The organism is Acaryochloris sp. CCMEE 5410, assembly GCF_000238775.2.
GTDB lineage: Bacteria > Cyanobacteriota > Cyanobacteriia > Thermosynechococcales > Thermosynechococcaceae > Acaryochloris.
Genome location: NZ_AFEJ02000001.1, coordinates 2,504,378 through 2,530,365, shown reverse-complemented (window position 1 = coordinate 2,530,365; position 25,988 = coordinate 2,504,378). Strand labels below are relative to the sequence as shown.

General features: G+C 47.4%; 26 protein-coding genes and 1 pseudogene. 13 read left to right on the top strand and 14 right to left on the bottom strand.

All coding sequences use genetic code 11. The annotated features are described in order from the left end of the window. Window positions 1-141: 141 nt before the first annotated feature. From ON05_RS11430 to ON05_RS11410, 5 genes are all read right to left on the bottom strand, one after another. Window positions 142-1,782, bottom strand: a complete 1,641-nt coding sequence (locus ON05_RS11430) for an alpha/beta hydrolase (protein WP_010472159.1) — start codon at window positions 1,780-1,782, stop codon at window positions 142-144. A gap of 140 nt (window positions 1,783-1,922) precedes the next feature. Beyond that, window positions 1,923-3,512, bottom strand: a complete 1,590-nt coding sequence (locus tag ON05_RS11425; protein WP_262561599.1) for a CHAT domain-containing protein — start codon at window positions 3,510-3,512, stop codon at window positions 1,923-1,925. A 59-nt stretch (window positions 3,513-3,571) separates the two neighbouring features. Further along, window positions 3,572-4,822 (bottom strand): hypothetical protein, encoded by a 1,251-nt coding sequence (locus tag ON05_RS11420; RefSeq protein ID WP_262561596.1) that lies wholly within the window; start codon window positions 4,820-4,822, stop codon window positions 3,572-3,574. A 288-nt stretch (window positions 4,823-5,110) separates the two neighbouring features. After that, window positions 5,111-5,788 (bottom strand): COP23 domain-containing protein, encoded by a 678-nt coding sequence (locus tag ON05_RS11415; protein WP_010472156.1) that lies wholly within the window; start codon window positions 5,786-5,788, stop codon window positions 5,111-5,113. A gap of 122 nt (window positions 5,789-5,910) precedes the next feature. Further along, on the bottom strand, window positions 5,911-7,857 hold the full coding sequence (locus ON05_RS11410; protein ID WP_010472153.1) for a protein kinase domain-containing protein: 1,947 nt from the start codon (window positions 7,855-7,857) through the stop codon (window positions 5,911-5,913). Between the two features lie 480 nt (window positions 7,858-8,337). Between ON05_RS11410 and ON05_RS11405 the strand changes: the two genes are divergently transcribed. Then, window positions 8,338-8,577 carry a 2Fe-2S iron-sulfur cluster-binding protein gene (locus tag ON05_RS11405; RefSeq protein ID WP_010472151.1) on the top strand — a complete coding sequence of 80 codons (240 nt, stop codon included), beginning with the start codon at window positions 8,338-8,340 and terminating at the stop codon, window positions 8,575-8,577. Here the strand turns inward: ON05_RS11405 and ON05_RS11400 are convergent, their stop codons facing one another. After that, entirely contained in the window at window positions 8,578-9,519 is a 942-nt protein-coding gene (locus tag ON05_RS11400) for a serine hydrolase (RefSeq protein ID WP_010472149.1), read from the bottom strand. A 322-nt stretch (window positions 9,520-9,841) separates the two neighbouring features. Between ON05_RS11400 and ON05_RS11395 the strand changes: the two genes are divergently transcribed. Continuing rightward, on the top strand, window positions 9,842-10,384 hold the full coding sequence (locus tag ON05_RS11395; RefSeq protein WP_010472147.1) for a PleD family two-component system response regulator: 543 nt from the start codon (window positions 9,842-9,844) through the stop codon (window positions 10,382-10,384). A gap of 18 nt (window positions 10,385-10,402) precedes the next feature. Here ON05_RS11395 and recR read toward each other — a convergent pair whose 3' ends face one another. Then, a complete protein-coding gene (gene recR, locus ON05_RS11390) occupies window positions 10,403-11,005 on the bottom strand; it encodes a recombination mediator RecR (RefSeq protein WP_010472144.1) in 603 nt (200 codons plus the stop codon). Window positions 11,006-11,047: 42 nt separating this feature from the next. Continuing rightward, window positions 11,048-12,154: an A/G-specific adenine glycosylase gene (gene mutY, locus ON05_RS11385; RefSeq protein WP_010472141.1), complete on the bottom strand. Its 1,107-nt coding sequence runs from the start codon at window positions 12,152-12,154 to the stop codon at window positions 11,048-11,050. Window positions 12,155-12,266: 112 nt separating this feature from the next. Here mutY and ON05_RS11380 point away from each other — a divergent pair, with 112 nt between their 5' ends. Then, the gene (locus ON05_RS11380) at window positions 12,267-12,800 is read left to right on the top strand and encodes a DUF1877 family protein (protein WP_010472139.1); all 534 of its coding nucleotides are present in this window, start codon (window positions 12,267-12,269) and stop codon (window positions 12,798-12,800) included. A gap of 5 nt (window positions 12,801-12,805) precedes the next feature. After that, window positions 12,806-13,156 (top strand): hypothetical protein, encoded by a 351-nt coding sequence (locus tag ON05_RS11375; protein WP_262561594.1) that lies wholly within the window; start codon window positions 12,806-12,808, stop codon window positions 13,154-13,156. Here the strand turns inward: ON05_RS11375 and ON05_RS11370 are convergent. Then, window positions 13,112-14,107: pseudogene (locus ON05_RS11370) on the bottom strand (IS1 family transposase). The gene ON05_RS11375 and the pseudogene ON05_RS11370 sit on opposite strands and share 45 nt — an antisense overlap. Window positions 14,108-14,365: 258 nt before the next feature. On the opposite strand from ON05_RS11370, the gene ON05_RS11365 reads away from it, so the two are divergent. From ON05_RS11365 to ON05_RS11350, 4 genes are all read left to right on the top strand, one after another. Then, window positions 14,366-14,551, top strand: a complete 186-nt coding sequence (locus tag ON05_RS11365) for a hypothetical protein (RefSeq protein ID WP_010475118.1) — start codon at window positions 14,366-14,368, stop codon at window positions 14,549-14,551. Further along, on the top strand, window positions 14,548-14,760 hold the full coding sequence (locus ON05_RS11360; protein ID WP_010475116.1) for a hypothetical protein: 213 nt from the start codon (window positions 14,548-14,550) through the stop codon (window positions 14,758-14,760). The genes ON05_RS11365 and ON05_RS11360 overlap by 4 nt, the downstream gene beginning before the upstream one ends. Window positions 14,761-14,853: 93 nt before the next feature. Beyond that, entirely contained in the window at window positions 14,854-15,333 is a 480-nt protein-coding gene (locus tag ON05_RS11355) for a hypothetical protein (protein ID WP_010475114.1), read from the top strand. Between the two features lie 128 nt (window positions 15,334-15,461). Next, window positions 15,462-15,917: a hypothetical protein gene (locus ON05_RS11350; protein WP_010475112.1), complete on the top strand. Its 456-nt coding sequence runs from the start codon at window positions 15,462-15,464 to the stop codon at window positions 15,915-15,917. A gap of 132 nt (window positions 15,918-16,049) precedes the next feature. Here ON05_RS11350 and ON05_RS11345 read toward each other — a convergent pair whose 3' ends face one another. Both ON05_RS11345 and ON05_RS11340 read right to left on the bottom strand, forming a co-directional pair. Then, window positions 16,050-17,006: an RNA polymerase sigma factor, RpoD/SigA family gene (locus ON05_RS11345; protein WP_010475110.1), complete on the bottom strand. Its 957-nt coding sequence runs from the start codon at window positions 17,004-17,006 to the stop codon at window positions 16,050-16,052. 291 nt (window positions 17,007-17,297) lie between these two features. After that, the gene (locus ON05_RS11340; protein WP_010475108.1) at window positions 17,298-18,038 is read right to left on the bottom strand and encodes a 4'-phosphopantetheinyl transferase superfamily protein; all 741 of its coding nucleotides are present in this window, start codon (window positions 18,036-18,038) and stop codon (window positions 17,298-17,300) included. A gap of 103 nt (window positions 18,039-18,141) precedes the next feature. Here ON05_RS11340 and ON05_RS11335 point away from each other — a divergent pair, with 103 nt between their 5' ends. The 5 genes from ON05_RS11335 (at window position 18,142) to ON05_RS11315 (ending at window position 21,507) form a co-directional block, all read left to right on the top strand. Then, entirely contained in the window at window positions 18,142-18,624 is a 483-nt protein-coding gene (locus tag ON05_RS11335; RefSeq protein ID WP_010475106.1) for a flavin reductase family protein, read from the top strand. Window positions 18,625-18,756: 132 nt separating this feature from the next. Continuing rightward, window positions 18,757-19,332, top strand: coding sequence for an FxLYD domain-containing protein (locus ON05_RS11330; RefSeq protein WP_010475104.1), 576 nt, complete (start codon window positions 18,757-18,759; stop codon window positions 19,330-19,332). 438 nt (window positions 19,333-19,770) lie between these two features. Next, window positions 19,771-20,025, top strand: coding sequence for a hypothetical protein (locus ON05_RS11325; protein ID WP_010475102.1), 255 nt, complete (start codon window positions 19,771-19,773; stop codon window positions 20,023-20,025). Further along, a complete protein-coding gene (locus ON05_RS11320; protein ID WP_010475100.1) occupies window positions 20,022-20,786 on the top strand; it encodes a DUF1350 family protein in 765 nt (254 codons plus the stop codon). The genes ON05_RS11325 and ON05_RS11320 overlap by 4 nt, the downstream gene beginning before the upstream one ends. Before the next feature lie 199 nt (window positions 20,787-20,985). Next, the gene (locus tag ON05_RS11315; RefSeq protein ID WP_010475098.1) at window positions 20,986-21,507 is read left to right on the top strand and encodes a pentapeptide repeat-containing protein; all 522 of its coding nucleotides are present in this window, start codon (window positions 20,986-20,988) and stop codon (window positions 21,505-21,507) included. A gap of 15 nt (window positions 21,508-21,522) precedes the next feature. Here the strand turns inward: ON05_RS11315 and accB are convergent, their stop codons facing one another. From accB to ON05_RS11300, 3 genes are all read right to left on the bottom strand, one after another. Further along, on the bottom strand, window positions 21,523-21,990 hold the full coding sequence (accB, locus tag ON05_RS11310) for an acetyl-CoA carboxylase biotin carboxyl carrier protein (RefSeq protein ID WP_010475097.1): 468 nt from the start codon (window positions 21,988-21,990) through the stop codon (window positions 21,523-21,525). Window positions 21,991-22,005: 15 nt separating this feature from the next. After that, the gene (gene efp, locus ON05_RS11305) at window positions 22,006-22,563 is read right to left on the bottom strand and encodes an elongation factor P (RefSeq protein WP_010475096.1); all 558 of its coding nucleotides are present in this window, start codon (window positions 22,561-22,563) and stop codon (window positions 22,006-22,008) included. Window positions 22,564-22,754: 191 nt separating this feature from the next. Beyond that, complete coding sequence (locus ON05_RS11300) at window positions 22,755-25,802, bottom strand: EAL domain-containing protein (RefSeq protein ID WP_010475095.1); 3,048 nt, start codon at window positions 25,800-25,802, stop codon at window positions 22,755-22,757. Between the last annotated feature and the right edge of the window lie 186 nt (window positions 25,803-25,988).

Sequence of the window (25,988 nt, the reverse complement as noted above, 5' to 3'; positions counted from 1 at the left end):
TTCAGTTTCTTACCATCACCGTTGTAGCTACGGCAATAGAAAACATCAATCTCTCAGGCAGGCATGATCAACTAGACCTCATCTGCCTGATAGCTTTGCTCTTTCTTCTAATAGTTAGCTCTTAGAAACGACAGTGTTAGATTAGCCTGGATTTAAAATTTCATTGGTAGAGAGGGTCTTAGATAGATTGAGCTTGAGTTTACCCTGTCTCAAAGTCGCCACGAATTGAGGTGATAAATATGTGTCAAACTTAGCGTCTTCCAAGATATGCCGTTTCATAAAAGCGACACTCAACGCGGATAGGTATGCTTTAGCTGTTCCAGGGGAGGGACCCGCAAGTCCTTGGAACTCAGATGGTGAGTCATGGGGCTGATCGGCATCAATGGTGGAAAAATGGGTGCCCCCCTGCATCAAGACAAAATATTTATCTGTCACGGTCAGCCATGTAAACGGAGTGGCCTGTTCTAGGAGTGATGGTGACACCTTATCGGCACTGCCGGATACAAACATAACTGGCGTTTGGATTTGGCTAAGCGTCTCACCCAACACGCTACTCGTGACTGGATTGATGGCGATCGACCCTTTAATCCGAGGATCTGCTAGCTCATATCGTCGTTGAGGCAACTTAATCACTTGGCACTGGAGTATTAAGGAGATATTGATCGTGTCTTTGAGCCGTGACCCACAATCTTGCTGAAGTTGCTCAAAATTAATCGTTGCCCCAGCTAAGGCTAGCGCTGTATATCCGCCAAAAGACTGGCCAATTACGCCAACCTGGTCAAGATTTAACTGCCCTTGAAGCATGGGATCAGAGGTTGATAACCTTTCCAGTTCATCCAATACAAACTGCACATCTAAGGGGCGATCCAGAAATTCTGTTGGTTGGGTGACCTCTTTCACTCGCCCTAGCATCAAGGCTTGGAGCTGGTTGGTATTGCTGCCAATATGTTCTGGCATGACCACCACAAATCCATAAGACGCAAGATGTTCTGCTAAATAGCCATAAGAGTCGCGATTGGAATTCAGGCCATGAGAAATCACAACAATCGGTTTGGGCTGGGGACTGGCGGTTTGCGGTAGATAGAGATCAACGGGGAACTGACGGGACTGCCCGGTTAGGTTCTGCCGTGTGGGACTTTGATCTGATAACGTGAGGGTCGTTTGTTGCCAGGAAAATTGTCCCGGCTGGGTCAAGGCAGCTCTGGTTGGGTTATCTGTGGGACGATCAGGGGTCTGCTTCTCCAAGGTCTCAATCAAGGTATTCGTTTGTCGAATTAAGCCACGTATTTGAGAGAAAATGGCTAACCCTTCATCCAGATCTATCTTCAGACCTTGGATAGGATAGTGCTTTAAAAAGTTCAGAACCGTTAGTCCCTCTGGATCAGCAGCCGCAACAATGAGTGCGCCTCTAAGAGCATAAAACCCACCTTGATTGGATTTGGGCCGAATGACTTTAGCGATGCGACGCACCATTAACTCGCCAATATCTGAATAGAGAAATTGCGATACGGCAACGGGAGAGATGGCTAGCTTTTGCTGTAATGCATTTTGGAGGAAGGGGCGTTGCTCAGGACTGATATAGCGAGCATAGGGAATAAAATCTCCCGTGATGCGTCCCGTTTCAGCGAAGGTCTCTAAAGACTCAACTGAGACCGATTGCTCAAAAGAGAGAAACGAGCCAAAGATGCGTTCGGCACCTCTGGCGGGTTTGGGATGAACATGAACGGACAGCCAAACGGCTGAACCAACTGCTAGTCCTAGTTCTGCAACACGCTTGAGCATATGATCTACCCTGTAACCCTTCCCTCAATTCGTTCAAGAGCATATCAAATTTGGCCCTTTTCATCCTCTGCCCTTAATTTTGGAGGAATCCTAAAGGGAATGATTTAGGCTAACGGAATGATACTTCTCTTTGATTTAGATCAATTCCAGTTGCCCACCATCGTAAAGGAAGACCAATAGTAGGGATGGGTAAACTCCACTTCCCCCCGTTCCGCAAAAATAGTGGGTAGGGCGATTTGTGAGCCATCTGCCAAGACCAATTGGGCATCATCGGTGACGCGAACTTGTCCCTGCAACATGGCGATTTGGGCCTGTCGCAGGGCCGCGGACTTGATCGGAGCCGTTTTCAAGTTCTGATAAAATCCCGTCATCAGCCCCAGGGTCCCTTCATCGCTGACAAACCACAGACTTCCTAATGCCGACTTAACCCCAGATTGAATCGCTAAGCCTGTAAAGCCCAGCTCTGCATCCGTATTACCCAGAGCCGTTTGACAGGCACTAAGCACCAGCAGTTCTACGGTAGGTGTGCTACTCCATTTGGATTGAGTCGCAACCTCGCGCAAGTCTTTCAGGGTAAGCTTGCCGTCCCACAGCTGGATAAACGACTTATCGATCTTGCCGGGGTTGAACTCGGCATGGGTCGCCAAGTGGATAATGTCGAATTGCTGTTGCTGGGTAAATTTCTTGAGATTGTCGAGGGTGACATCTGGATCAAGATAGGCCGATCCTTGCCAAATATTTTCAGTGAGAGCGGGAATTTCCACGGCCACAGAGGGTAAGGGAGATTGGCCTTCTACTTCCTGGGTAATGCCCATGCCCAGAACCTGCTTACCTTGGATAGGAGCGAAGCGGGTATCTGTCAGGCTAAAGCTGGGAATTAAAGCCAAATTATATTGCTCAACCAAAAACTGCTCACCATCGTGCAGGGCGGCAAGGGGGAGCGATCGCAACCCTGCATCCATGGAAAAGATGATGGTATCAATCTTTTCCTTTTCTAACTCGGCAGCTAGGGGCTGAACCATCCATTGATAGAGCTGTTGGGCAGACTCCAAATAGCTTTTAGACTTGAAATCAATCGGGTCACTGATCTGCTGTCGAAAGTCTTTAGAAACCTTGGAGACCTGATCTAGGGTGGCCTCCGGCACTTTTATAAAGGTTACGTTGGGATTATTGAGATCGTCTGTAGACGGAGCCGCCTGTCCCAGCTGTATCGGTCGGCTGGACGCCACTTGGATGGCTTGATCAATGCGGCTCAGCTCAGAGTCATTGAGGTTCGCCGTCACCAAGACCAGCTGCAGTCCCTCTCCCGTTTTCAGGACATAGAGCAAGGCTGGATTGGTACCTGTAGCTTTAGCCAGTTTTTTTAACTCCTGGGAAATCACCTCTGCAGACGCAGCCTCACCATAGAAGGGGCCAAACTTAGAAGCGTAAACCCCTGCAAAGCTGCTTTCAATCCTGGCGATTTCCGTGGGGGCACCGTTGATAAAAGGCGTATCTGCAGGCGGATCTTCAAACCCCGGATTGACGTCGGTGTTGGCGTCTGATTGACCCGTCATGTTCACATCGGATTGACTGGTGGGAGGCGTGCCTGGCGTGCCTGGTGTACCAGGGGTAATTGGTGGATCTAGCGGAGTTTGGGCCATACTCCGCCCAGCAACGCTTAAGGTCATTGCCACCGTCAGCAACCCTAAATGAATGAGGCGAAAAGGGGTTTTAAATAGTTGGGTCATGGTCACAAGAGATTTTTCTATCAAAGTGGGCTATCGATCAGGTCAATCAACGAAATGCTCTAAAACGTAATGGCGTAACCGACGCCAAAAATAAAGCGCACCCCGTCTCCGGCGGTACCCGTTACATCCGTGATGGCTGGGGTAATGATCAGCGGAATTTCGCGAAATGGTCGTAGAGAAAAGCCCAGGGATAGATCTTGGCCAGACCATTCTGCGATCGCATTCACTGGATCCGCAATGCGCAGGGCGACGCTGCCAAAAACGCCAGGGGTATCATCATCGGTAAACACATTATTTTCGGTTCGATACCGTCCTGTTCCTAGCCCGGCGGAGACGTACATGCGGCTAAATAGGTCTTTGGTATTTTCTTGGAAAATAAATGTTTTGGATACGACCCCATAGGGGCTAGGACCGTCAATATCTCCGGGTCCCCAGCTAATGGCATCATTGACGCCGACGGCGACGGCAAATAAATCAGGTAGTCGTCGATGTAGCTTAAAGCTAATAATGCCTCGATCAAAATTATCTAAATCCGTGAGGGTGAGGCCCACATCTAGCCCCACATACTTGCGGGCATCCCCTAAGCCAATGCCCACACCAATCGCTCCATCGGCGCTATTGGTAAATCGAGTGCGATGCTGAAATCCAAAGCCCACTGAAGCTTGCCGCCAAGATTTGCCATAAGCTGACGGTGTCAGAATCGTCGTGCTGGGACTGTATATAATCTTAGGGGTGAGCAACTCTTCTCGCAGATCCAATGGCGCTTCATCGGGAGTAGAGGGTTGGGTGCGAATACTGGGCCGACGACCTGCCGATTCGTCTGGGTTGGGTCCGTCTGGCACCTGAGCAATTTGGTCCAGGGTTAATAAGGGTGGGACCGTTTGGGGGATGGGTAGACGCGTGGGGTAAAACTCACCTGTAGAAAAGGATGAATGGTTTGGCAGAGGTTTACTCGGTGTCTCCGTTACCTCTGTTGTCAAGGAAGGCATTAATTCGGGGGAAGCAGCCGTGTCGGAACCTGCAGCTGGAGCGTCTGGTAGGGAGGCAGGAGTGTCAAGGGCAAAAGGCAGAGGCGACTGCAATGTCGTTGGCAGGGCTACTGTGGAGTCTTGGGCCAGCACTACGTCGAGAGGAGCAGTAGGGGCGACGGTTTGTCCCCTCAGACTCTCTTGTAGGGTTAAATCTTGCTGGCTAAAAGGGTACGTATTTTTCAGAGAAAGTTCTGTTGATCTGACTGGGCTAGGAAAGGAGAGACAAACAGAAATCGAGAGGAGACTTAGCTGGCAAATAGAGTATGGCTTTAACGGCATAAATTTATCCACAAATAAGCGCAATAAATAACAGTCCTCTTGAACAGACTCAGGAAATTAGTCACCCTAGATTGAAGCATACTGTCAAGCGATTGAAGCTGATATTCAGAAAATATCAATATCTATCAGGTGGATGAATTGCCCTCAACTGGATACTGCACCATAAAAAATCCAGAGAGTAAAAAGAAACATACTCTCTGGAAAAAAATTGATAATTCAGGCCTAAAAGACTGACCGCTACAAGGCTTAAATCTTTAGAAGAAAACGTCCGTTAAGACAGAGCGAACATTAATTATCTAAGCCAGGATTAGGGCTGATCGGAGTGTCTGCTGTACCACCGATAGCGCTTTCAGGCTCAGCGACGGGCGTTCTTTCGTTTAATAAACGCTCAAAGTCAATGACCTCTTTTTTGGGACCGCCTCGGCGAATACTGGTGCGATAGTTGAACAGTTGGCGCAATACCCGTGTGGGTTTATCTTTAGGCTCTAGGGTAATTAATAATCCTTGATCCAGGCATTGTCCTGCTTGCTCAGAGATACAAATAACTTGGTAGTTATTCATACTTCCTGTCGAGACAAATTTGAGGAGTCGCTGGTCAGAGAATTGCTGAAATCGTTGGGTTACAGTTTCACATCTTTTTGCCGGGGTCCAAGTAGTACCAAAAAAGTTGCTTTCCCACACAATCAGCTCAATCATGCCGCGCTCAGTATGGGCGACAGTCGATAATTTATCCGCCTCATTTTTGCATTCATAGCGAATTCTGGGTTTTACGGGTTGATCGGGTGAAATACCCGGTTTGATTTGGGGGGAAGTGGCGTTTTCTCCTTCTGAAACCGTGGGGACAGCAGGGATGCCGGGGGTCGATAAACTTGGGTCGGCAGAGGCCGCTAAGGGGGTAGCAACCTGGGCCAGGGTGGCTGTTAAGCAGAGAGAAGATGTGAAGAGAATTCTAGAAAAATAAGTCATTTCAATACCTTGAAGTCGTTGTCACTGGCATAAATCACCCGCATGAAATTTGGTTGGCTGATCCCTCAGGGATAGGCCGGATAGCTAAATTGTTGATGACGTTGTTGATGACATCGGTAACCTCATTCTGAACACAAAGGACCAGGGCAGATATTCACTACTTCTTTCTGGGGGGGAGGAGCCGGTTGTGCCGGGGGCTGATAGACCGGAGGGGCCGACCGGGCAGGGGGACGATAGACGGGGGGAGGCGCTGACCGGACTGGCGGTTGGTAAACCGGAGCAGAGCGAACGGGGGGCTGATAGACCGGAGGGGCCGACCGGGTGGCTGTTTGAGCAGGGGGCTGCCAAACGGGTTCGGGGGCTGGCCGATTGGCGATCGCAGTTTTGGCATCCTTCTGGATCTGATCGGCGATCTTCTTCCAATACTCTGGCGCTTTGATTTGTTTCGCAGTTGCGATCGCATCTTCCTCACGCCCTTCCTTTAAGGCTTTTTTAGCCGCCGTGATCTTCTTTTCATTAGCACTATGCTTGTCTTGCCATTGCTTAGATTCACGCTGGGCTTTGGTCTTAACGACGCTAGTCGTGGGAATTTGTTCAATTCCCGCCAACGCCAGCTTTAAATCTCCCTTAATTTCATAGTTCTGGCGAGCCTCTTGCAGGATCAGGGCGGACCAGTCATCTAATTTCTGGGTGGCTTGAAAATGATAGGTACTCTGATCGGACACCTTAGTGACCATCTGTACCGCCTCCCCCAACTTCGTTTCCTCAGCCAGTTGTTTGGCCTGGCCGAGATAGCACTTGGAGAGGGGGTTGAGTAATTGATTGACTGCCTTAGACTGCTGGGTCATGGCAGTCTCGCCTAGGTCAATACATTCAGAATATTTGGCTTGCCCATGTAGTTGACTCAGTTGAGCCGCCGTTTGACTAAGGGTTTTTGGCCCCCAGAGTAGAAACCCACCGATGCCTGCCCCGACTAAAACCGTGGAGGGCACGAGCACCTTGAGCAATTGACGGGATTTTGTTTTGGCGCCGCTGGTTTCATAGATGGGGGCAGTGCCCTTTTCAGGCTGTACGGGGGGTGCCTGAATGTTCGTGTCTTGATTGGTGACTTGGTTGGTTGAGTGGTCGGTAGTAACTGAGGCTGGAGATTGATAAATGGTAGAAGGAGGCTCTGCTGGGACACTTTCTGCATCTAGCAGGCCGGGTATGGCTTCCGTTTTGGCGGCGGCCATGGTCTTGCTGCCCATTACATCAGGCACCTGTTCGAGATCCGCTAACACTTCGGCGACAGACTGATAGCGCTTGCGATAGTCTCGACGAACCATCTTTCGTAAAATTTCAGCCATCCCCGTACTGACGTCGGCTTGACTCTGCCAGAGGATTTCGTCTTCTTCGCTACGCTCAAACTCGACGGGACGAACGCCCGTTAACCCATAGATACCAATGGTGCCTAACGCATAGATATCGCTACTAATATGGGGTTTGCCGCGAATTTGCTCGTCCGGCATATAGCCTGGGGTACCGACGGCAATCGTGGTCTCGGTGGCTTGGTTTTGACCGCTGCTAATTTGCTTAACGGCTCCAAAGTCCAGTAAAAATACAGCCTGGTCCGACAATCGTCGAATTAAGTTGTCCGGCTTAATATCTCGGTGAATCACCCCTAGGTCATGGACATATTTGAGGATGTCTAAACATTCAATGAGGAAGGCTTTAACCTTGGCTTCTGGCCACCGTTTATCGGGACTCAATTCCTGGGCAATCGAAATGCCATCAATAAATTCTTGGACCAGAAAAAAATCTTGTTCGGACTCAAAATAAGAGAGAAGTTTGGGAATCCGAGGATGGTTACCTAGGTTGCCTAAAATGCTCGCTTCTTGTTCAAATAGTCGGCGAGCAATCTCCAGGAATTTCGGATCACTTGAATCGGGCTGGAGCTGCTTGATCACGCACTGTGGATAATCGGGTAAATAGGTATCTCGGGCTAAAAAAGTAGTCCCAAAAGACCCTTGCGCTAAGGTTTTTAGCACATGATACCGATAGGCTATGACTTGTCCGGACATCTCAACCATCAACCCAAACCAAAACGCTCATTCCAACCCATATTTTAAGAGAGTCGACTCATAGAAATCCCAAAAATTACAAGTTTTTAGGGTTTGGTCGGACTCTAAATCATGTCGTTCACACTCTGCTTTGATATGCATGTTGTGATCAGTCTGATGGTTGCTGGCTCTCGTTCAAGACGAGGCGCTTCTTGAACCCAATATTTAAAAGACGCAAGTACCTGTTTAGAGAGGATTGCAACTTATCGGCAAGTCTAGCGGTTCCTCCAGGGTAGACACAGTGATTTATATCAACGGATTAGACATAGAAATGGAAAAACGCCAGGGTTACTACACTCAGTTATCGGGGGGGCGGGGCTTTGTTACGCAGATCGGCAGGGTGGACCTCAGGCCAAGAGGGATAACTGCGATTAGACGCGGCTCCTAGCCATTTCGGGAAGAAATTCATTAAGATTATTGACACGCCCAACCGGTTTGAGAGGTTTAGCTTTGTCTGTCTCTGTGAGATTTATGCCCGACGATGTCACCATCGAGGCGGAAGTGGGTGAGCCCTTGTTGACAGTTGCTGAACGGGCAGGGATTGACATTCCCACGGGTTGCTTGATGGGCTCTTGTCACGCCTGTGAGGTGGACATTGAAGAGATTGGAGAGCTGTGTTCCTGTATCTCCTCGGTTCCACCTGGCTATGCCCAACTGACGATTAATTTGTTTTCAGATCCCACCTGGTGATTAGCCAGGGTGGGTGGGGACAGTCTCAGCCACTTTGGCGGAAATAAAGGGAATGACGTCTTCGTTATCGCTGGCTTGTTTGCCCTCGGTAAACACCACTAATAAATAGGGCGAGCGATTGGGCAGTTCAATATAGGCAGCATCATGGCGGACGGTGCTGGTCCATCCAGCCTTAGACCAGACCTTCGTATCTAAGGGAACCCCACCGCCGATAAACCCAGTGACCTGATTTTCAGGGTCTGCGGCTAGTATGTCGGGGTTGAGGTCTCGTAGCATTAGGTCGAGCATGGCTTGCGATCGCACCGCCGATACCGATACTCCACCGACAATACTATGCAGCAGACGGGCGGTCGCTTCTGTCGTCAGCATATTGCGATTGGCTCGGGTTTCTCCTACAAACGCCTGTTCTCGTCCGTAGGGGCCATCGCCCCAGGTTTTTTGATTGGCATTAATGGTCCCCAGTTCCGGCCAACCCAAGGATTGGAAATACCGATTGACGATGTTGCGCTGGTGCTGCCAGGTTTTAAACGGTTCAGGGGGCAGCTCGGGACCGCTGGTGGTGCCGGTCAGCATATCCACCACCAGACCCGTGCCATCGTTACTAGAGTCAATAATCATGTCCTGCATCGCCCGGTCTAATTCCGCCGATGGCTGCATCATGCCCGTTTCTAACCACTCATGGGCGGCGACGAGATAAAACAGCTTGACGACGCTGGCGGGATAAATACATTCCACACCCCGATAGCTATACCCCCGCACCGGATATTGCCAAAATTCTTGGGGACTGATGCTGCCGCCGGTATTGGTGATGAAAGGCGGATCATAGACAAGCCAGGTTATGGCCAGCTGATTTTGAGCTAACCAGGGGAATTTGGTCCAGACTTCTTCCAAAATGGATTGGCCTTGAGATTGGAGCTGATCATCTGATTGAAAAAACGGCATGGCTCAGTAAGAATTTAGGCAGAGGGCAAGCTTTATCAACAGCAGACTAACACCATTTCAGACTCTCTAACAGGCCAAAAAAAGCTGGAGAAAATGCCCAGATGACGGGAAATCAGATTCCTAAATTCTCTTTTTTCCTTTATTGTTGAATTATTTCTTAAGGTGAAGTGACATTTCTGGAGTCAAAACAGGGCAAACTCTAGAAGAGGGTCTAATTCTATTAGGCAAGATTCTTGTTCAATCTGATGCATTATCAAGAGATTGTTTAGAACTAGACTGGTATTTTTCAGCCCTTACTCATTAGTGGATGTAGGAGTTAAGCGTGGCAGGTCACAAAATCTTAGTGATTGACGACAGTAAGGTCATTCGTATGCGTGTCCGGGATATGCTGCCGGAAGGTGACTTTCAGGTGTTAGAAGCTAAGGATGGTGCAGAAGGCTTAAACTTGATTCGGCAAGAACGCCCTACTTTAATCATGTTGGACTTTCTGTTACCCCGAGTTAGTGGTTGGGAAGTCTATCAAGAACTGCAAAATGAAAATGATCTACAGTCCATTCCCCTGGTGATCATGTCAGGCCGGAAGGAAGAAGTTACCGATAAGCTGACAGAACCCTTCGAATTTTTTGAATTTATTGAAAAGCCTTTTGAGAAGCATCAATTACAAAAAGCTATTAAAGGTGCCTTTACCAAATCGCGACTACCTCGACTTCGCACGGAAGCAAGCAAGCCTGCAGAGGCTGCTCCTGCTGTCGATAATACTGAGGTGATTGAGCTACGCCAGCGAGTTGAGGCTATGGAAACTGAGATTGCTAACTTGAAGCGGGCGTTGACTCAGCTTGTGAACTTCGTCAAGCAAAAGCTTTAAGAATTTAGCTCAATCAATTTAATCCAGATCTCGTCGCCCTTCTAGTGCTCTAGCAAGGGTGACTTCATCTGCATATTCTAAGTCACCCCCCATGGGGAGACCAAAGGCAATGCGTGTCACCCGTGTAAACGGCTTGAGCAGTTGCCCCACATACAGGGTGGTGGTTTCGCCTTCCACACTGGGGTTAATGGCTAGAATCACCTCTTGGGTTTTTGTTTGATGAACCCGGCGGATTAGGGGCTGGACATTGAGCTGATCGGGGCCAATGCCATCCATGGGTGAAATTAAACCGCCGAGCACATGATATTGACCCTTGAATTCTCGGGTTTTTTCGAGGGCAATCACGTCCCTAGAATCGGCAACCACGCAAATCACGGTTTTATCCCGACTGGGGGCACGACAAATATCGCAGACAGGGTCAGCGGACAAATGAAAACAGACTGAACAAAAACCGACCTGCTGTTTGGCCTCGATTAAGGCATTGGCTAGGGCTTCGACTTCGGCAGTGGGGCGTTTTAACAGGTGCAGAGCCAGCCGTTGGGCACTTTTGGGGCCGATGCCGGGGAGTCGCTGCAGTTGCTCAACCAGTCTGGCTAGGGGCCGGGTATAAACCGTACTCACAGTCGGGTGCCTCTCGGTAGGGATGGAGTGGAGGTCATTATTTTAGCCTTTGGGGGCTGGTTGTTTAGAAGCCCGTAAGGCGGCAATGATTTCTTGATTGGCTTTAGGAAAAGGATACTCATCTAGCTCTGCTAAGGTCACCCAGCGAATTTCATCACATTCAATGGCCTGGGGTTCCCCTTGGATATGGTGGCAGTGATGCACCATCAGGGTGACTTTAAAATGGGTGTAGGCGTGGTTGACGGTAATTAAATGATCGTCAACGCCAATCTCAATCCCTAGTTCTTCTTTTATCTCCCGACGAATGCAGTCTTCCACGGATTCTTGGGGTTCCACTTTGCCCCCAGGAAATTCCCATAGGCCGCCCAGTAGTCCTTTTTGGGGCCGTTTATCGATCAGAATCTGGTTTTGGTCGTTCCAGATCACGGCGACGCCAATTTGTTTATGGGGGACTGGGGCTTTCTGTTCAGTCATGGGTAAGGTGGTTTGCAGTTGATAACGGTAGGCTTGGCAGTCGGACACCCAGGGACAGCGATCGCACTGGGGTTGTTTGGGGGTACACAGGGTTGCCCCCAGGTCCATAAATGCCTGGTTGAATTCCCTAGGATACTCTGGATCGAGGAGCGCTGTGGAGGCTTCCCACAGATCTGCCAACACTTTCTTAGGTGGCTCTTGGATGGCGAGTAGTCGGACTAAGATGCGCTTGACGTTACCATCCAAAATAGGGGTGGGTTGATTAAAGGCGGCGCTAAGAATGCCCCCGGCAGTAGTTCGACCGATGCCGGGTAAGCTCAGTACTTGGTCAAATTGCTCTGGGAAAGCTCCGTCCCAGTCTGCGACGACTTGCTGGGCGGCTCGATGCAAGTTCCGTGCCCGAGCGTAGTAGCCTAGCCCTTGCCAGATTTTTAAGACTTCCTGTTGGGGAGCGGCTGCTAAGCTGTCTATGGTAGGGAATTGGGCCAACCAGCGCTGGTAATAGGGAATAACGGTTTTGACCTGGGTTTGCTGGAGCATGATCTCTGAGACCCAGATAGCATAAGGGTCTCGCGTTTGCCTCCACGGGAGATCTCGCCCTGACTCTTGATACCAAGTTCGCAAAGCAGTTCTTAATTTCGTGATTGGTAACTGCTGCAGTTGAGATTTGGCCATCAACCTTGACTGACTCTAGATTTCCTTGAATCAGGATAAATGAATCAGGGAATGCTTAACATCAAAAGCTAATGGCTCGCTATTTTTTAGCCTATTAGAGAAAAATGCAACCATGAGTATAACCGGCGATTTTTTAATGATGACTGCGGCACAATTTGAGTGCTTAGAGTCCACTTTCGGTGATGATGATAAGTTCTATGAGGCTCTGGCAGAGTTATTTCATCCAATGCCAATATTACCTAACCGACATCCTGAGAATTGTATGGTTGATGTCGGTGATTGGTGGCATATGTTGCATTGTGCAATAACGGGAGATTCAGCAACGCCGAGCCGCAGCCAATCACCTCCGCCACTTGGAATGATCTTCAGTGGAGGTACTAAAGTCGAGCTTGGAAGTGCGCTATTTTCACACTTTCTAACGCCTAGTGAGGTTATGGAAATATCTCAAGCCCTGAATGCCCTTTCCGTCGAAGAGATGCGAAAGAGGGTCGCAACAAGCGCCTTTATGGATTTAGACCTTTACCATATCCATTGGTGCTGTTACGAAGGTGGAGCTGATGACTTGCTAGACTTCTATGAAGATCTCGTAGATTTTTTCCGTAGAGCTGCGACACAACAAAATTATGTTCTTTTTCAACTCTCATAATCAGGATGTTTTGGCGCACACAACATCTATATTTACAAGTCCAAGGTGATGAAATACTCGCTACTAATCTCGACAAACCACAATCGATTAAACATCGCTGTGCAGGTTTAAAACACCCTCGAATGCTAATGGGAGATTTCTTTTCTGTAGGTAAATGCTTTGAAAAAGTTATTTCGGAATTAGCCCCACGAAAAATTTTATTGTTGAAGCCTAAAACGGTTGTATATATTCACTTAAGAGGTGATATAGCAGGCGGAGTTACTTGGGTTGAAGCGAGAGCATTTAAAGAGGCTGCATTCGGCACTGGTCTACTAACAGGGCACATACCTAAACCCTTTATTGGTGAGGAGTTCTAGTGTGCTCAACGGACGAGAACAAAATCCCATCTCCATTGCTGGTGTGGTCTGCTTACTGAGCCCCCAATGGGGTCTAACCCAGTTATGAATCAGGCGTTGTACATCTAGCACTCGCTGTAACCCCGACCGCTTCTTAGCGTAGAGATTCTGCCGTCTTCGATAAGCACTACATCGTCTCCTCAAGGCAGCATTGTGAGCCTCATTATGATTGGCATGGACCTCAGACCCTAGACTGATAGCGGTAAAGGGATGCTCTGCTTTCACCCACTCTACTCGCCGATTCCCCTGAGACCCTTTAACTTTCATCGCGACTTCTAACCCCTCTCGCCAAACCTTGCGATGCCCATAGTCAGGATGACACTCCTCACCATTGAGATAGACATTGGCGAGCTTCCAAAGTTCTTGTCCATAACGCCTCTCACCATCGGTAAACCATCGAATCCCATCACAGGCTTTGACCCACTCCCAAGCTGAGTAAACGCCATTTGCAAAAGTTGTGCATCCTTGAGGCCAGCTTGTGCTGTCAACCAATAGCGGCTTTCGCGTTCAAGGAAATGGATGGTCCAGCCCTGGGATTGGCTGGGGGGGAAGATTTTTGCCTACACGCGTGTAAACTTCATCCCCTTCTACCGTCACATCAGAGGCTGCTGGTGCGGGAGGTGACCAGTTCTGTGCTTGGTCTGCTAGGCGTTTTTCCCAACGCATAATGGTGGTATGAGATTTACCGAAAGTTCGACCTGCAGCACGAATACCCATCCCTTCGGTGCGAGCTTTGATGGCATAGCTCACTACTGAACTAGCGGTGCGTAAGCGAGCCATTGGGGTACCCGTGCGTTCGTTGAAACGCCGATTGCAATCCTTACACTGATATCGCTGGACTAATGTCCCATCTTGCAGGCTATCAAAGCCGCGCTTTAGGATCTTCTCGCTTAGACAATATGGGCATTCCATTGATCTACATTAGGTTGCGTCGGAAGCATTATAGCTAGATCCTGCTAACAGACCAGTGCCCTGCATTCATGGGTGGTGCGTATCAATGTTATGTTCCACGAGCGATAAATACTCTCACCGCTGAACAATTAAAGAATCAAAATTTTGAGAGTTGGGATGACGAATAACTTCACCAACGAATGTGTCATGATTTATTCATTCACTTACATTCTCCAGGAATAATGAGAGATAGACATAAATAATGAGGTAACGAATTAAATGGATCCAACTAGCGAACAACTTCTGGCGTTCTATCGCATTGTTCGACGGGTTGTTCTATTGTCCTCATTCATTGCTTTCGTGGAACTGGCTTCAGATAACAACCTCTATGTTTATGTTGGCCGCTACGAAGTCTCGGAGAATTCTGTTATTTGCATTCTTCCTAACGGAGACTATGAGTTATGACTCACTTAGACCTAACTTCTCTAGATAAGCAGCAGCTTATTGCACTGTTATGGGAGCTTAAGGGTACTCCCGCCGTTGATGCAGTCTATCAGGAACTGAGAACACGATCACCCGAAATAACCATTAAAATCTCGGATCCAGATTGGGAAAATAATACGGATAAAGCATTGAAGCAGGCACTAGGTATCATTCAAGGGCAGGAAGCGTAGTATCGTCACACTAAAGCAATGTAATGCTCGGATGGTGTTTAACGCCCTTGATGGCCGTACTGTTGTTCAATATAGCTGAGCACTTGGAATCAGATGAGTCGAGATACAAAAGCACGATTGATATTTGCTGACTTCCTTGTGCAACTAGCTAACGGAGATGCTGATAATGCAGACTGGGCAAAATATATGGTTGCACACTACAACGACAGATTTCTTGAAGAACTACGTCGGTGTGTGATGCGATTGCGGTATTACTCAACTACAGAATGGGGTAACCGAGAAGCAAATGATATGCTCAGACACTGGGCTAATGCACTTCGTCTGTCTATTGACACCCCCTTGCTATCGTTCGACAACACACATATTGACCTACATTTAACAACATCTGAATTTGTCGTCCTGGATTCTATGTTGCGAAGGTTTTCTGAATCAGACGACTTCTCTGTTTCCGATAATATTGAACAGCAGGTACTGTACAACCTTCAATGCCTTTGTGAAAAATATCCTGCTTATTCAAAATTGCCAGATCTTGCAACCGCAAGACGAGAACTATTGGGTGACGTACACCATTGACCTCATACATCACATTGTCATGCCAAAAGTTTGTGATGAAGACAATCTTTGGAGCCTATCTATTAACATTCAAGGTTAAAAGCTTCTAAGATGCTGATGGAATGATAAAGTTTCTCTTTTCAATTTGAATGGAAAGAATTATCCAATATTCGAGACAAGAAGCGGGGAGTTTGAATGCTGATCGAGCAGAGGCTTTAAGCATTTTTCTCTATGAACTGCCAGACTTAACAGCTTGCAACGTTTTTCCTCCACGGCATATTCTGAATACCCTGCTTCAGCGAGGGTGGGCAGGGGGTAATCTGAATCGACCTTTTTTTGCTTGGGAACCTTTTGAGATCTCTGAACAAGAACTTCAAGAACTCTTACCCAAACTTCTTAATCCTGATTGGAGGGTACTAAGCAACAAACTTTGGCGTATCAGGCTGCCAATGAAAATCGATCCAGAATTCGATGGTATTATCGATCGCTATACATGGAGGCAGTCAGTGTGTAAAAAGCATGGCACTAACTCTCTTGAAGAAGCAGAACAAGAAATAAATCTCTTCAAAAGTGAAGTCCTTAAAAAGCTTGGCCTGGATTTGTAGTTCTCTATCATCTTGTTAGCTCAATTATGCAAGAGGTCTATTCAAATCACTCCTCCTGGATTGTTCAAGAAGGATGGGGGGAATGGTGTGTGTGCCTAGAAATTTTGGCACACACAGATTAGGTATAGGCTTTTAGCTGGCTAGATACTCAGAAATATCGGCTTTACGCTTTCGCAGCTTACTTAAAGCTTCTCGCTCAATCTGTCGAACTCGTTCTCGGCTGATGCTTAAGCGATCGCCAATTTTAGCTAAGGTCAGGGGTTGACCATCATCCAAACCAAAACGGAGATGGAGAACCTGTTGTTGCTGGTCCGTCAGATCTGCCATTAGCCGTTCCAAATCTCCTCGCAGAGAAGCTTGGAGGGTAAAGTTCTCAGGAGATTCAGATGGATCTTCGATCAGTTCGCCCAGCTCCGTATCCTGATTATCCCCAACCCGAACATCCAGGGATAACGGCTGGCGAGCGCGTTCCAAATATTCTCGGACTTGCTTTGTGGTTAAGTCTAAGGCCGTGGCTAATTCGCTAATCGTTGCGGCTCGGCCCAGCTTTTGGGAAAGCTGCCGTTGCGTCTTCTTAATTTTGTTGAGCTTTTCCGTGATGTGGATCGGGAGTCGAATTGTCCGTCCTTTTTCTGCGATCGCACGGGTGATTGCCTGCCGAATCCACCAGTAGGCATAGGTCGAGAAGCGATACCCTTTGGTTGGGTCGAATTTCTCAACGCCACGTTGCATGCCAATCGTACCCTCTTGGATCAGATCCAACAGGTCTACATTGCGCTTGATGTATTTCTTAGCGACAGAAACCACTAAGCGTAGATTGGCTTCCACCATCTTCCGCTTAGCCGCTTCCCCTTCATGTAAAGCCTTTTGTAGTTCAGCTTCTGAGAGCTGGGCAGCCACCGACCACTCTGCATCATTCGGTTGACGCTCTAGTTGCTCCGCTAATTCATCGCGAATCGCTTGCAACTTAATCAGATCTTGGACCTGCTTACCAAACGTTACCTCTTCTTCATGGGTTAAGAGAGGAACACGCCCAATCTCTCGCAAGTAAGAGCGCACGGAATCTTTGGCAATTTCTTTGGTTCTCATGGGGCGTCTCTCAAGTTTAGACAAAGGCATCTAGGATGGCGTGCGGATTGGTAAGAAATGAATCCTCATCTGTCCCACTACAAAGGCAATCCCGTTTAGCAAGTCAAACGTACAATACCGTATCCAAACACTTACAACAGTCAAAAAGATTACGCTCTGTAAACTCAGATGTCTGTATAAGGGGCTTAGCAGACTTGAATTGTACTCTTTATATTAAAAATCGTAACATATCTTTAATTTATCTTAGTCTTTGCTTGTCAGAGATTCCAATTAATGTCCCAGGCAAATTATTTAGTCTGAACTGATAGAGGCCCACTGCCATAGGTGTAGATGTTGCAAGGGCGCTTGGGTTGCTACGGCTCCGGCAAAGTTAGGATCTGGGAATAGGTTGTGCAGAAAGAGTTCATGGGGCTCCTCCTGCATCTCAATGGCAATGCTGGCTTGATGTAATCCCTGAGCCACATTAATTTGATCGAGCGCATGGGCAATGCTGCCACCCATCGCCTTCACACAAGCCTCCTTCCGAGTCCACAGTTGAAAAAAAGTACGGCATTGCTCCTCTACAGGCTGTTGCAAGAGAGTCTCGTGTTCTGCTGTCGCAAAGAAACGTTGGCTGATATCTATATATCTAGCCTGTGGGTTCACCTGTTCAATATCAATACCCACTGCTGTTGTCTGAGTAACAGCAATCACCGCTAACTCATGGGAATGAGAAACGTTAAATTGCAGATTTAAGGAATTGCAAGACGATATGAGTTGGGGCTTGCCATAGTCTCCATAATCGAAGCACAGGGTTTGACCGGGTATGTGCAAATATTGGCCCAATAAGCATCGTAGGGTTCCTCGCACCTGTACATACTTGTCTTGATCTTGCGATCGCACAAACCGTTGGGCTCGCTGTTGTTCATCCCTAGAAAGTAAGTCCCACCAATGATTGGTCCCCTCTGACCTTAAAGGGAGTCGCCAGATATGTAGTGTCTGGGGGGCAATCGGGGTGACTGTATGAGTGGGTATCCATTGCCAATCGGACATATAAGTGGTTTTTATGCGTTTATCACCATAGGTTGAACTTGCGCCTATATCCCTTGCTAAAGTGAGAGACATAGTTGAAGAGATGTATAAGGATACCGCACCCTTGTTAGACGAAAAAGCCAAACGCACGTTGCTCCGCAACATTCCCCATCCCCTCAATATTTGTGGCGTCAAAGAAGGAGATGACGTCAACGGATTTACCCTAAGCTGGATGACCCAAGCCTCCTTTAAGCCTCCGCTGATTGTGATTGGGGTGCGCCAAGATTCTCGCTCCCACGCCATGATCAAGGCGAGTCAAGTCTTTGCCGTTAGCTTTCTAGAAGTGTCACAACAAGACTTAGCAGAGACCTTTTTTAAGCCTCAACAAAGAATCGGCGATAAATTTGGTGATGTGGAGTTTTACCTGGGTGAAGAAACTGGTTGCCCGATTATTGCCAGTGCCTTAGGCTTTGTAGAATGTCGTGTCCAAGGCAGTTTAGAAGAAGGCGATCATTCTATTTTTATGGGAGAAGTGATTGCTGCGGGCCAGCATCGTGATGGACAACCCCTATGGATGAAAGATACGCCTTGGAACTACGGTGGTTAAACGTCCTGTCTACTTCGCATGCAGAGCAGGGCATACTAACCCCAGACAGATTCTCAAACATTCCTGAGATAGGATTTGAGTCAAGTATTGATAAGTTTTTCCTAGATGTTGGTTGAGAGAGTGAAATAAATAATGTTGACATCTTCTCGGCGCTGGTTGACGCGCCTTCTGATTGGTTCTGTTATGACGTCTACCGCATTGGTCGCCACACTGCCAGGGCATACCCAATCAGCAGGAGACGTAATTCAAATTGGGGGGAGTGCCTCTGAGCAGTCCCGTTTCCAAAATTATTGGCAGAGGTTGATGAACCTCAACAGCCCACCAGAGACTGAGGAATCTGCTGACTCCGCCACTTCTTCCTTTGAAGAGAGCGATGTGGATCCGCAAGTTCTAGCAAAACAACTCAGTAAGAATTTACGGGTGTCTAATCTTCGCCTTGTTCCTATTATTCGTTTGAATGGTTCGTCTGAAGTTCAGGGGACCCTGACAAATGGAAATAAGAAATCAGTGACGGTATCTAGCGTCAATTTTGAAGTTGTTGATGGTACTGGCAAGCTGGTACAAACTGGAAGCGCTGTTCCTGCTCCTTCCACTCTATCTGCAGGACAGTCTGTCACGTTTAAAGCTCAACTCTTAACAGTGCCTGCTGGTGGTAATTACAAAGTTCGACTCACAAAACCTGCTTTTAATATTCAGGGTGGTGTGTAGTTTCTGATCTGTGAGATGGGAGAGCCATTCTGGTTCCCGATGGCAATTCCAGATTGTACATCTGTGTCGCGATACAATCGGGGCTACGGCTCGTTCCCAACTCCAATCACAGTTTTCGGAAGCGATCTAGGAAATCTAGATCGCTTTTTATGATTTGGACAAGGTGACACAATCAAGATGCTAGCTACGGGCTGATGTTCAAATATTGGTGGTCTAGGTCTGAATACTTTATATGTGCTGATCGCTTGTGCTGTTAAGCCAGCACTGTCCAGGTTTGACTGAAGGTTGCAGCCCACCCAGCAAAAATATTATGGCTGCCTGTTATTCATTGGAGATTTATGTATTCGTTGGAGACTCGTGCAATAGTGTTATACGCCTACCTTCTCCCATGGTGTTGCCTCTAAACACATCTAATCTGGATCCTCTTACAATACGGTTATGAACGCTTTTGATCCAACTCCACCCAACTGGACCAAGACCGCGACCCATGCCCATCATTTTGGCTGTCCAAGTTGTCGGGCGACCTGTTCAGAAGCTCAGGCTGTGTGGATTAACCGTCGGGCTCCGGTCATTACCGAAACCTATATGCGTAAGTGGCAAGAGTTCTACCAATGTCAGTGCGGGCAGGCGTGGTGGGCGTGGAGCAGCGATCGTCCACCTTCAGATTTACATCCAAAAGAACATCCAGAATGAACTGGCAAGAAATAGCTAATAACTTGATTCTTATTCCTCCCCAACCCATCGCCCTAATTCATTTTTTGGGGGGGGCTTTTGTCGCTACTGCTCCGCAAGCAACCTACCGGAGACTTCTGGAAGGGCTCGCCAATCAAGGATATGCCGTCATTGCTACTCCCTTCCTCACCTCGGTTGACCATGCCGGTATTGCGGAAGAAGCGCTCCATCAATTTGAAGATACGGTTGACCGTCTACAAAGAACTGCACGATTGCCCCAGTTTCTACCCATCTATGGTATCGGTCATAGTATGGGCTGCAAACTCCACCTCCTGATTGGCAGTTTGTTTGAGGTTAAGCGAGCTGGGAATATCTTGATTTCCTTTAACAACGCCCCAATTGATAAGGCCATTCCCTTCGCTGACTTGATTACCCCCGCAGTGCCGATTGAATTTTCGCCCAATCCCACTCAAACCAACCGTTTAGTGGAACGACACTACCAAGTTCCTAGGAACTTACTGGTCAAGTTTTCTAATGACACCCTAGATCAAACCTTGAGATTATCCGGGTTGTTAGAACAGCGTTTCCCTGGCATGATTTCCATTCAGCGACTCGCAGGCAATCATCTGACGCCCCTAGGGCAAGATGTTCGTTGGCAGCCCGGAGACACGTTTACTCCTTTAGATGCGGTTGGGCAATGGTTTCGTCAAGAGCTATATAAGGATGTCAACCACCTTGAAAAAGCGATCTTGCGCTGGCTGGACCCGCTGAGCGTCATTTGAGCCAACAGTCCCAACTGTATGTATTCCCGAAGAGTATCTGGAGATAAGACCCAAGATATGGCCATGGAATAGGGAATGCATAATTTGGGTGTTGTGGTTTGCGATCGCACCCATTTTACCAAAAATCAGCATAAACTCATTTGGTGAGTCCCAACCCCTGGCACAATAAAAGCATCGGTGGGAAGGCGATACTTAGGCTATGACCGTTGAAGAACTATTAAAGCGCTATGCCAATGGCGAACGAGATTTTAGTAAATCGAATTTATCAAAGCAGGATTTAAGCCTAGCTCAGCTCGATCATATTGTTTTACGAGATACCAATTTAAGCCATGCGGCCCTTCATGGGATCGATCTATTGTGTGCGAACTTATCCGCCGCCAATCTGTCCGCCGCTAAACTCATTGGGGCTAATCTGACAGGGGCAGACCTAACCAAAAGCAACTTGAGTAATTCCCTCTTGAGTGGCGCCATCTTAGTCGGAGCCTGTCTATCGAAGGCTAACTTGCAACGAGCCTCATTAAATTACAGCGATCTGAGTGGGGTCAATTTTAGAGATGCAGATCTACAGAACGCGAATTTTAAAGGCGCGAACCTGAGCGGTGCTGATTTTTTAGGTGCTAACTTAGAGCACATCGATCTAACCGATGCCATCTTGCAAGATACGATTATGCCGGATGGCAGTATTGCCTCCTCATCTGTGGGTTTCGAAGATAATGGCTAGCTAGGATGATAACGGCTAGCTCGAAGGGTTAATGCGCATGAGGGTTTGACCAAATTCAATAGGTTCTCCGTTTTCTACGAGAATCTCAACGATTTCGCCATTCACCTCAGCTTCTAGCTCATTCATTAACTTCATTGCTTCGATAATGCAGATGGTTTGCCCACGTCGGGCGGCATCCCCAACTTCTACAAAAGGCGGCTCATCGGGCGCGGGGGAACGATAAAACGTACCTACCATCGGAGAAATCACATCGACCCATTTCTTATCAGGTGCAGAAGGGGGAGAAGAGTCTGGAACTGCAGCTTCTAGTGCAGCGGCATCCATAACCATTGGCTGTGCGGTCGCAGAGGAGACCGTCGCTGTAGTTTGGTTTGTCTTATGGATAGTCAGCTCAAAATCATTACTTTTAAGGCTTAGCTCATCAATATCCGTTTGATTGAGAATTGCTAATAGTTCACGGAGTTGGTTGAGATCAAATTCCACCGTTGATGTTACTCCTTACTCTCGGCCTAGATAGGAGTCGTTGCGGGTATCCACTTTAATTCTTTCTCCTTCAGAAATAAATAAAGGGACCATCACCTGCGCTCCTGTTTCCACAATAGCTGGCTTGCTCCCCCCCGTTGCTGTGTCACCTTTCACACCTGGATCGGTTTGGGTGACTTCCAAAACGACTGATGTTGGCAACTCAACCTCTAAAACTTGCTCTCCCCATTGGATGACATTGACTTCCATGCCTTCTTTCAAGTATTTCACGCGAGTGCCAATTTGCTCTTGGCTCAGGCTAGCTTCTTCATAGCTTTCCATATCCATGAACACAAATTGGTCACCATCTTTATAGGTGTGCTGCATGACCCGCTTTTCTAAATTGGCTTGGGGAACGGTTTCTCCCGCTCGGAATGTCCGTTCTACGACACTGCCACTTTGGACATTCTTTAATTTTGTTCGCACGAATGCAGAGCCTTTACCAGGTTTGACATGGAGAAACTCTACAACTCGCCAGACTGAGCCATCAAGCTCAATTGACACACCTGTGCGGAAGTCATTACTGGAAATCATCGATTTTCGGCATGGGAAGAACAATCGGCAATTCATTTTACCGCCCAGGGGGGCTGTCTGGACGTCTAGTTCTCCCTCCCTGGGAAATAACAGGGAAAAACTGGACTGGGATTGGCCTTATAGCGGGGATTATTGCTCAAATAAATCAGCGGATCTTCAGTTTTGAAGCCTCAATGCAAGTCATTTGCCTACTACTGGAAAACCCCTTGTTTAACAATATTTTGTAAGGGCATCAGCCCAGCAATTAATGCTTTTCGGTCTAAGGGCTGCGATTCTATGGATTGCAGCACAATATTAATTTTGGTCAAGGTATCGACTAGATTCAGCAATACATTATGCTCAGAAAAGCCGGGTAATAGGTCCACCGCGCCATGGTCTATGACTCTTTGGTGTTCGGAAGGAGCAACTTGGGGTTGTTCGCCATTGGTAAACATCAACTTAAGGTGTGGATGATGTTCTGAGCACCAGAGACAAAAATCTTCTAACTCTTTCAAGACAAGATGTTTATCCATTAAAAGTAAATCGGGTATTGCATAACCCATCTTTTGCATCTGTGTTAGGGTTTGCCTGACATTCTGTTCTGCAGGTTGCCATGTTACGGATACCCCTTGAGAGGTCAGTGCTGCTTGCCAGATTTCTCCTTGAAATTGAATGGATTGGGACATCATCACTGTCTTATCTGACTTGGAGATGCCCAGATGCCCCAAAGATAGATCCTCAGATTCAAAGGTGAGGGTTGTGGTTCCAATCGTGATGCGATCCCCCTCTTGTAGCAGAGTAGGGCGGGTAATGAGTTGACCATTCACCACTACACCAACATGAGTAGCAAGATTGACCAAGTAATAATTCCCCGTGCCCATTAACTGCAACATGGCATGTTTGGAGGCAACATTAGGTTCAGCTAGCAAGATATCGCAACTTTGGCTGGTGCCAATGGTCCAAGATGTTTTGCCAACTAAAGGACGATAGGAATAGGCCGCGTTCACTCGCAACTTCAAACGAGCTAGCGGTAACGTCGAAGGATCTTCAGGAGACGACTGATAATGATGAGCGAGTAAGTGTTCCATTGAACTGGCATCAATCGGCTTGGAGAAAAAATACCCTTGAGCATATTGACAATTCATCGCTCTTAATTGGGCCGCTTGCTCAGCTGTCTCCACTCCTTCTGCCACAGCTCGCATTCCCAGATTTTGAGACAGCATGGTGATGGTGTGGACGATCTGTAAATTCTCATGACTATCCATCGCACTTACAAATGAGCGATCAACTTTGAGAATATCGACGGGAAAACGATGTAAATAGCTGAGAGAGGAATATCCCGTCCCAAAATCATCAATCCCCAGTTGAATTCCTAGGGCCTTAATTTCTAGCAATTTCGCAGCGGTTGCTTCAGCATTCTCCATAATGGCACTTTCTGTAATTTCCAGTTTCAAACTCTGGGGGGCCAAACCTGTGGTGTGGAGAATGTCCTCAATTTGGGGAATTAGCCCAACTTCGGAAAATTGCTTGCTAGAGAAATTAACACTTACAAATAATGGAACCTCTAATGGGAATTGCGTTTGCCAGCAGCTGAGCTGTCGGCAAGCTTCCTGCAAGACCCACCAGCTAATCGGCAAAATTAACCCTGTTTCCTCCGCAACTGGAATAAACTCTACCGGTGAAATTAACCCTCGCAAAGGATGGTGCCAGCGCAACAGTGCTTCAAAGCCAACAATTGCTGCTGTTTCTAAATGAAAAATGGGTTGGTAATGGAGTTGAAATTCTTGCCGCTCAATCGCCCGTCGTAGATCAACTTCTAGCTGTAGCTGTGCCGAAGCATTACTGTGCATGTCAGCGGTAAACACTTCCCACTGTGCTTTGCCTAAGGCCTTAGCGCGATACATGGCCGCATCAGCATTGTGCAGGAGTTGCTCAGGATCGTCATAGCCCATCGTACTTAGGGCAACGCCCGTACTAACGGTAATCAAAACCTCGCGGCCATTTAAATTAAATGGACAGTTCAATGATTGCTGAATGCGCCCGCAGACGAGTAGGGCATCACTTAAATCCTTAATTCCTTCTAGAAGAACGGTAAATTCGTCTCCCCCTAATCGTGCTAGGGTATCGCTTTCACGGACACAAGCCGTCAATCGTTCTGCAATTTCGACCAGAAGCTGATCACCAGCTGCATGGCCCAGGCTGTCATTTACGACCTTAAATCGATCCAGATCGAGAAACAGTACTGCAAAAATCTGATCCGGGTGCCGTTTAACTCGCTTAATACAATACTCTAATCGATCCATAAATAAGGATCGATTGGGTAATCCAGTTAGCTTGTCATAGAACGCATCATGTCTTAACTGTGTTTCAGCTTGCTTGAGCTTAGAAATATCTGTGATAAACCCTTCTAGTCCTAAGGCTTGCCCTTGTTTATCAAAGATGCCATTGCCTTGTTCTAGAAACCACTTCAATTGACCCGACTTTGTGCGAATCCGATACTCAACCGTATAAACCTGCTGTGTTGCGATTGCTGTGGTAATGGCGGCTGTTAACTGGGGTAAGTCATCTGGATCGATCAGGGTATTGTAGGTAAGGTTGAACGTTCCTAATAGTTCTTCAGGAGCATATCCCGTGAGTGTAAGGCAGCCTTGGCTTAAGGATCGACGAGACCATCCTAAATCACTGTTGCAGGTAAAAACTATACCGGGTAAAGAATCGATCAAAGACTGTAAATTATGACCTGGGACATCGCGATGATTTCTCTCGGGATGATCTGCTGCTTTAAGCTTTTGAGTTTGTGCTGTGATAGGTGTAGAAATGCTCAGTTGCGTTGAAGGACTAGATGGTTCAATGTGTTGGGTTAGAAGTACAGCTTTAAAACAGTGATTCGTGTCCGATAAGGGAACGATGTGGAATGGGACAAGCTGTTGCTGTTGGCCTGTCTTGGCTGCAAAGTTGGCTGAACCTTCTTCCTGAATCGGTAAATTAGAGATAATAGTTGCTAGATGATTGATATCTTCAGGGACTAAATAGTCATACAAAAAGTGTGGATATTTAGGTTGCTCGTCCTCTGAATTGAACACCAATTGATGGTATGCATCATTTGCATACAAAACTTGAGGACCCTTGGCTGCGTCAATGGCAGCTTCAATAATGAAGATGGCCCTATTGGCGTCGCATACAACTTTCTCTAATAACTCATGAGTGTTTAACTCATAAGCCTCAAATATTCCACTCCCCTGCTTTATATGATTCCCCACGGAATTACCTAACTTATTATCTGCGCCTTCTACCCTGTTTCTATAGTTCCCTAATCTTGAAACAGATCCTTCTTGATCTGGTATTTTTTTTGGGGATATAAAAAATCTAAAGTATCCTTGCCACTATCTTGAATCTATTGAAGAATTCGAATAATTAAGCTAGTAAATTACGATAGATAGACTGAC